This window comes from Streptomyces sp. NPDC059564 (assembly GCF_042735575.1).
GTDB lineage: Bacteria > Actinomycetota > Actinomycetes > Streptomycetales > Streptomycetaceae > Streptomyces.
Genome location: NZ_JBHWBP010000470.1, coordinates 1 through 4946 on the forward strand (window position 1 = coordinate 1; position 4946 = coordinate 4946).

Sequence of the window (4946 nt, forward strand, 5' to 3'; positions counted from 1 at the left end):
GTCCGGGGTGGCCGCCGAACGCGCCGGCAGCGGGAGCGACTTGAGCGCGGCGAGCCCGGCCGCGTCGGCGGCGGCCCACAGCGCGAGCAGCGCGGGCGGCGCGTCCAGCGACAGGTCGACCCGGTCGCCGAGCCGCTCGGTCACCGTCGCCAGCAGCCGCTCCCGCGCCGCCGGGGCGAGGACGTCGAAGCCGCCGCGCAGCGCGGGCAGCCGCTCCAGGAACGCCGCGTCGGCGAGGCCGTCGACCCGGTCCAGCAGCGGGGTCAGGGCCGCCGGGGAGGCGTCGAGCAGCGGTCCGGCGGCGCTGAGCAGGCCGGTGAGCCGACGGGCCAGGGCGCGCCGCCCGTCGGCGGTGGCCGCGCCGTCGACCCAGGCGGCGGCGCGCTCGCCGAGCCCGGCCGCGGAGTCCAGGTCGAGCAGCACCCGCACGGCGAGGGCGGCGCCCCGCATCAACGGGCTGCCGCCGGAGGCGAGTTCCGCCAGGGCGGCGTCCATCCGCAGCCCGAGACCGCGGGCGGTGGCCCGGTCGGCGAGGGCCACGAGGGCGCCCGCGTCGGCGGGGTCGTCGCTCCCGGCGAGCCCGGGCAGGGCCCGTACGGCGGTGTCCAGCAGATCGCCGACGAGCCCGGCCGCCCGCTCGCGCGCCCCGGGGGCGGCGGGCAGGTGGCCGCGGCGCAGCCCCTCCAACAGGTCGACGGCAGAGAGGAGTTCCGGCAGACCGGCGCCGGCCGGCAGGACCTCCGCCACCTCGTCCAGTCGTACGTCGACCAGCCCGGGCAGATCACACCGCGCGGCGGCGGCCAGCCCGGTCAGCACCTGCGCCGCCGTCGGGCCGCCCTCGGCGGCCTCGCGGCGCGCCACCTCGCGCAGCGTCCCCGCGGCCGCCTGGGCGGCAGTGACGCCGCGGACCCCCGCCAGGTCCAGGCGGGCCGGGACGGACGGCGTCCAGGACAGCCGCCACTTGCTCCCCAGCGCGGTGCCGTCGCCGGTGGCGGCCACGCTCACGGGCTCCCCGTAGGAGGCCCCGCACACCAGCAGCCGCTGGAGCAGCACCTCGCGGCGCCCGTCGAGCTCGGAGCGCAACGGGTCGAGGCGCACCTCCTTGGGGGCCGGGTCCTCGGGTGACGGCAGCCGCAGCGCGGCCAGCTCCGCCTCCACGGAGGGTCCGAGCCCGGAACGCGGGGCGTGCGGGGTGGTCCGGCCGCGGCCCGCCCCCACGAGGACGGCCTCCAGGGCGCGGGCCAACGCCCGCCCCCGACCCAGGGGTTCACCGTGCCCGAGCACCGTCTGGACGGCCTCCAGGAGTTCCCCGCGTCCGGGCGCGGGCAGCCCGCGCAGCACCGCCAGGTCGCAGGCGAGGCGCAGTGTCTCGGCGGCCTCTCCCGTCCCGGCGGTGTGCCCGGCGCGGCGCAGCTCCCGGCACACCCCGGTGACGGCGACCGACGCCGCGTCCCGCACCCGCCCGGGGTCCCCACCCGCTTCGAGCACGGCCTGCTGCCAGAGCGGATCCCGGATCCCGGCGGGGTACCCGGACCGGGAGTCGAGCAGATCGAAGGAGTACGCCACGAACGAGGTGACGACCCCCTCACCCCCACCAGAACCGATCCCCGGCCCCGCGTCCGCGCCCCGCGGTCCCGGCACCTCGGCGGCCGGGCCGCCGGAGGTGAGGGCCGGGGCGTGGAAGGCGCCGATCACGGCGGCCACCCGGCGTCCGCCGACGGCCGCGGCGGCGACGGTCCGGCGCATGTGGGCCTCGCGGGCCAGGTCCACCGGGGGCACGGCGCCCGCGTCGGCGCGCAGCGCCCAGCCGACGCCGAGCGCGGCGCGCCGCACGGCCTCGGCGGAACACCCGGGCGCCAGCACTTCGACGGCCCGGTCCCACAGATCGTCCCCCTCGCGCCCCCTCCCGGCGGCGACAAGCCCCTCCGCGTAACTCCGGCGCCCCGACCCCGACTCCGAGTTGGCGGCCACGGGATCCGTCCAGCCCGAGTCCCGCGCGGCGAACCCCGCACCATCGGGCTCCGATGTCTCCGTCGACCAGCCCCGGTCCGCCAGGGGGAGGTCGCAGCAGACGACCTCCACGCCTCGGCCCCGCGCCCAGCGGATCGCGGCCAGTTCGGGGGAGAAGTCCGCGAACGGGTAGAAGGCCAGGTGGCCTTCCCGGCCCAGGCCGGCCAGGGCCACCGGGGCGACCGTCTCCGGGTCGGCCAGGTGCGGCAGCCACGGCTGGAAGTCGGTCGGCAGCTCGACGCAGACGACCTCCGCCCCCGCCTCCTCCAGCAGCGCCGGCACCACCGCCGCCAGCGCGGGACTGTGGTGGCGCACACCCAGCAGGTACGGCTCGCGCGAGGCGGCGAGCGCCGCCACCGCGTCCCGCGGATCGGTGACCGTCAACGCAGGCTCCCGCGCAGGTCCCACAGCCGGCGCCACATCGCCGAGCCGTCCTCGGCACGGCGGCGGACCGGGCCGTCCCAGTAGCCCAGCAGCCGTCCGTGGTCGGCCGGGTCGTCCTTGCGTACGACGCCCAGCAGGTGCCCCGGCAGCAGGTCCAGCACGTCGCCGCCCGGCAGGTATGCGGCCGCCACCCCCAGCGAGGCCGCCACCTGCACGGCCTCGGCGGTGGACATGACCGTGCCGGGCCGCTCCACGTCCCAGCCCTCGGCGCTGCGCCCGGAGCGCAGGTCGCGGAAGACGGTGACGAGCGCGTCGAGCACGGAGTCGTCCACCCCGAAGGCGGCCCCCGCCCGCTGCACGGCGGCGACGGCCTGGCGGCGGACCAGCGTCGCTTCGGCGTCGGGGTCCGCGATCGGCGCGACCGTCTCGAAGTTGAAGCGCCGCTTGAGGGCGGCGGACATCTCCGAGACGCCCCGGTCCCGCAGGTTGGCGGTGGCGATGACCGTGAACCCGGGGGCCGCGCTGACCGACGCGTCCTCGGTGGAGGTCAGTTCGGGCACGCTGACCCGCCGGTCGGACAGGATCGACACCAGCGCGTCCTGCACCTCGGGCAGACAGCGGGTGATCTCCTCGACCCGCGCCACCCGTCCGGTCCGCATCGCGGAGAGCACCGGGGAGTCGACCAGTGCCTGCGGGGTCGGGCCCTGGGCGAGGAGCAGCGCGTAGTTCCACCCGTACCGGAAGGCGTCCTCGGTGGTGCCCGCGGTGCCCTGCACGGTCAGCGCGCTGGTGCCGCACACGGCGGCCGCCAGCAGCTCGGACAGCATCGACTTGGCGGTGCCGGGCTCACCGGTGAGCAGCAGCCCGCGCTCCCCGGCCAGGGTCACCACGCACCGTTCCACCAGGGAGCGTTCGCCGACGAACTTGGGCGCGATCACCAGCTTGGACGGCAGCCCGGCGCGCCGCTTGGGCAGGGCGAGTTCGGCGCCTTCGCTGCCGCAGACGAACGTCACGACCGCGCGCGGGGTCAGCGCCCAGCCCGGCGGGCGGGGCCCGGTGTCCTGGGCGGCGAGGAAGGCCAGTTCGGCGGCGTACCGCTCCTCGGCGGGCATGACCTGCCGGGCGGCGGGAGCGGGCTGTTCGGTGAGGGTCATCGGTTCCTCGGGGTCTCGTTCTCGAAAGTCTCAGGAGGTTCGGGGGATCCCGCACGAAGGCGGGCAGGGAGGCAGGCGGAGCGGGGCCGGAGCGCGCCGAGGCGCCCCGACCCCACCCCCGGCGGGCCTCAGCGCCGTCGCGCCGCCGTGCGCTTCACCTTCAGCTGCTCGAAGCGCGGGGCGTCGCCCTCGCGGACCCGCCCCCACGCCCGGCGGTACAGGTCCGCGGCCGGCTCGGCCGGTACCAGCACGCCCAGCACCGGCGCACCGCCCGGCGCCGCCCCGTACATCGGCAGCTTCCACAGCTCGACGGGCAGCACCGGCGACGCCGGCTCGGCCCAGCCACCGGGCAGGAACAGGGTGCGCCCGGCCCGGGTGCGGCTGGCCGCCACCACCAGCTCGGTCGCGGCGAGTTCGGCGCGGGCGGCCTTCATCCGGGCCGGCTTCCAGTCCGTCCAGCGCGCCGTGTTGCGGTCGGTGGGGTCGGGCATGGCCAGCAGCATGAGGTACAGGGCGGCGGCGTCGGCGCCCAGCCCGTGCGCGGCGCCCACCTCCGCCACCAGCTCCGGCACGCCGCGGCTCGGGTCCTGTGCCCACCAGGTGCCGTCCTTGCCCACCGCACCCGCCACCGGCGCCCCCGGATCGGCGAGCAGCGCCGCGAAGGCCGGGTCGTGGGCCAGGCGCAGGGCCGTCTCCGCGGCCGAGGGCCGCTGGTCGGTGCCGCGCAGCAGCGGCAGGTACGGGTCCGAGCCCGTGGAGTCCAGCAGCGAGGTCCGCAGCGCGGACCGGGGCCGGTCGTCATGGGTGGCCAGGACCACCGCGCCGTACCGCTCGTACCCCGGGCCGGTCTCGGTCGGGGTGCCGGCCGCCTTGCGGAAGTCGGACCGGGACGTGTAGTACCCGGCGGCCAGCAGCAGTCCGGGCGCGGAGAGGCGCTGGCGGACCGCGGTGAGCGCCGGTGGCAGGCAGGCCCGTACGGGATGCCCGGCGGGCAGCCGGTGCGCGAGCCAGGCGGTGAGGGCCATGGCCCCGGTCAGCACGGACGCGTCGAAGGGCCGCGTGACGGGGGCGCCGGGCACGGCCTGGTCCCCCGTGACGGTCCACTCGACGTCGGCGGACAGCACCGCCGACGACGCCGGATCGAGGAGCGCGGGCAGTGCCCGGTGCGGGGTCCAGCCGGTGCGCACGTCGCGGGCGGCCTCGGCGAGCAGCCATTCGGGCACCGGCGTACGGCGGCCCACGCGCTGGTTCCACACCCGCGCGGCGGCGGCCGCGTCCGGGCCCTCGGTCCACAGCAGTGCCGGGTCGGCGGGCAGCAGGGCCGCGACCAGTTCGCGGCGCACGTCGAAGCCGAGGTCCTTGAGGTCGTCCCGGCCGTGCGCGGCGTCGGTGGCCTTC

At 78.1% G+C, this 4946-nt stretch carries 2 protein-coding genes and 1 pseudogene; all 3 read right to left on the reverse strand.

What is annotated here, in order from left to right; translation table 11 throughout:
• Nucleotides 1-2394: DUF5682 family protein (locus tag ACFV0Q_RS38335; protein ID WP_385012300.1), on the reverse strand; the 2394-nt coding region annotated here is incomplete at its 3' end.
• Nucleotides 2391-3548 carry an AAA family ATPase gene (locus ACFV0Q_RS38340; protein WP_385012302.1) on the reverse strand — a complete coding sequence of 386 codons (1158 nt, stop codon included), beginning with the start codon at nucleotides 3546-3548 and terminating at the stop codon, nucleotides 2391-2393. The genes ACFV0Q_RS38335 and ACFV0Q_RS38340, both read right to left, overlap by 4 nt.
• A 128-nt stretch (nucleotides 3549-3676) precedes the next feature.
• Nucleotides 3677-4946, reverse strand: a pseudogene (locus ACFV0Q_RS38345) (DNA-binding protein); the annotation flags it as partial.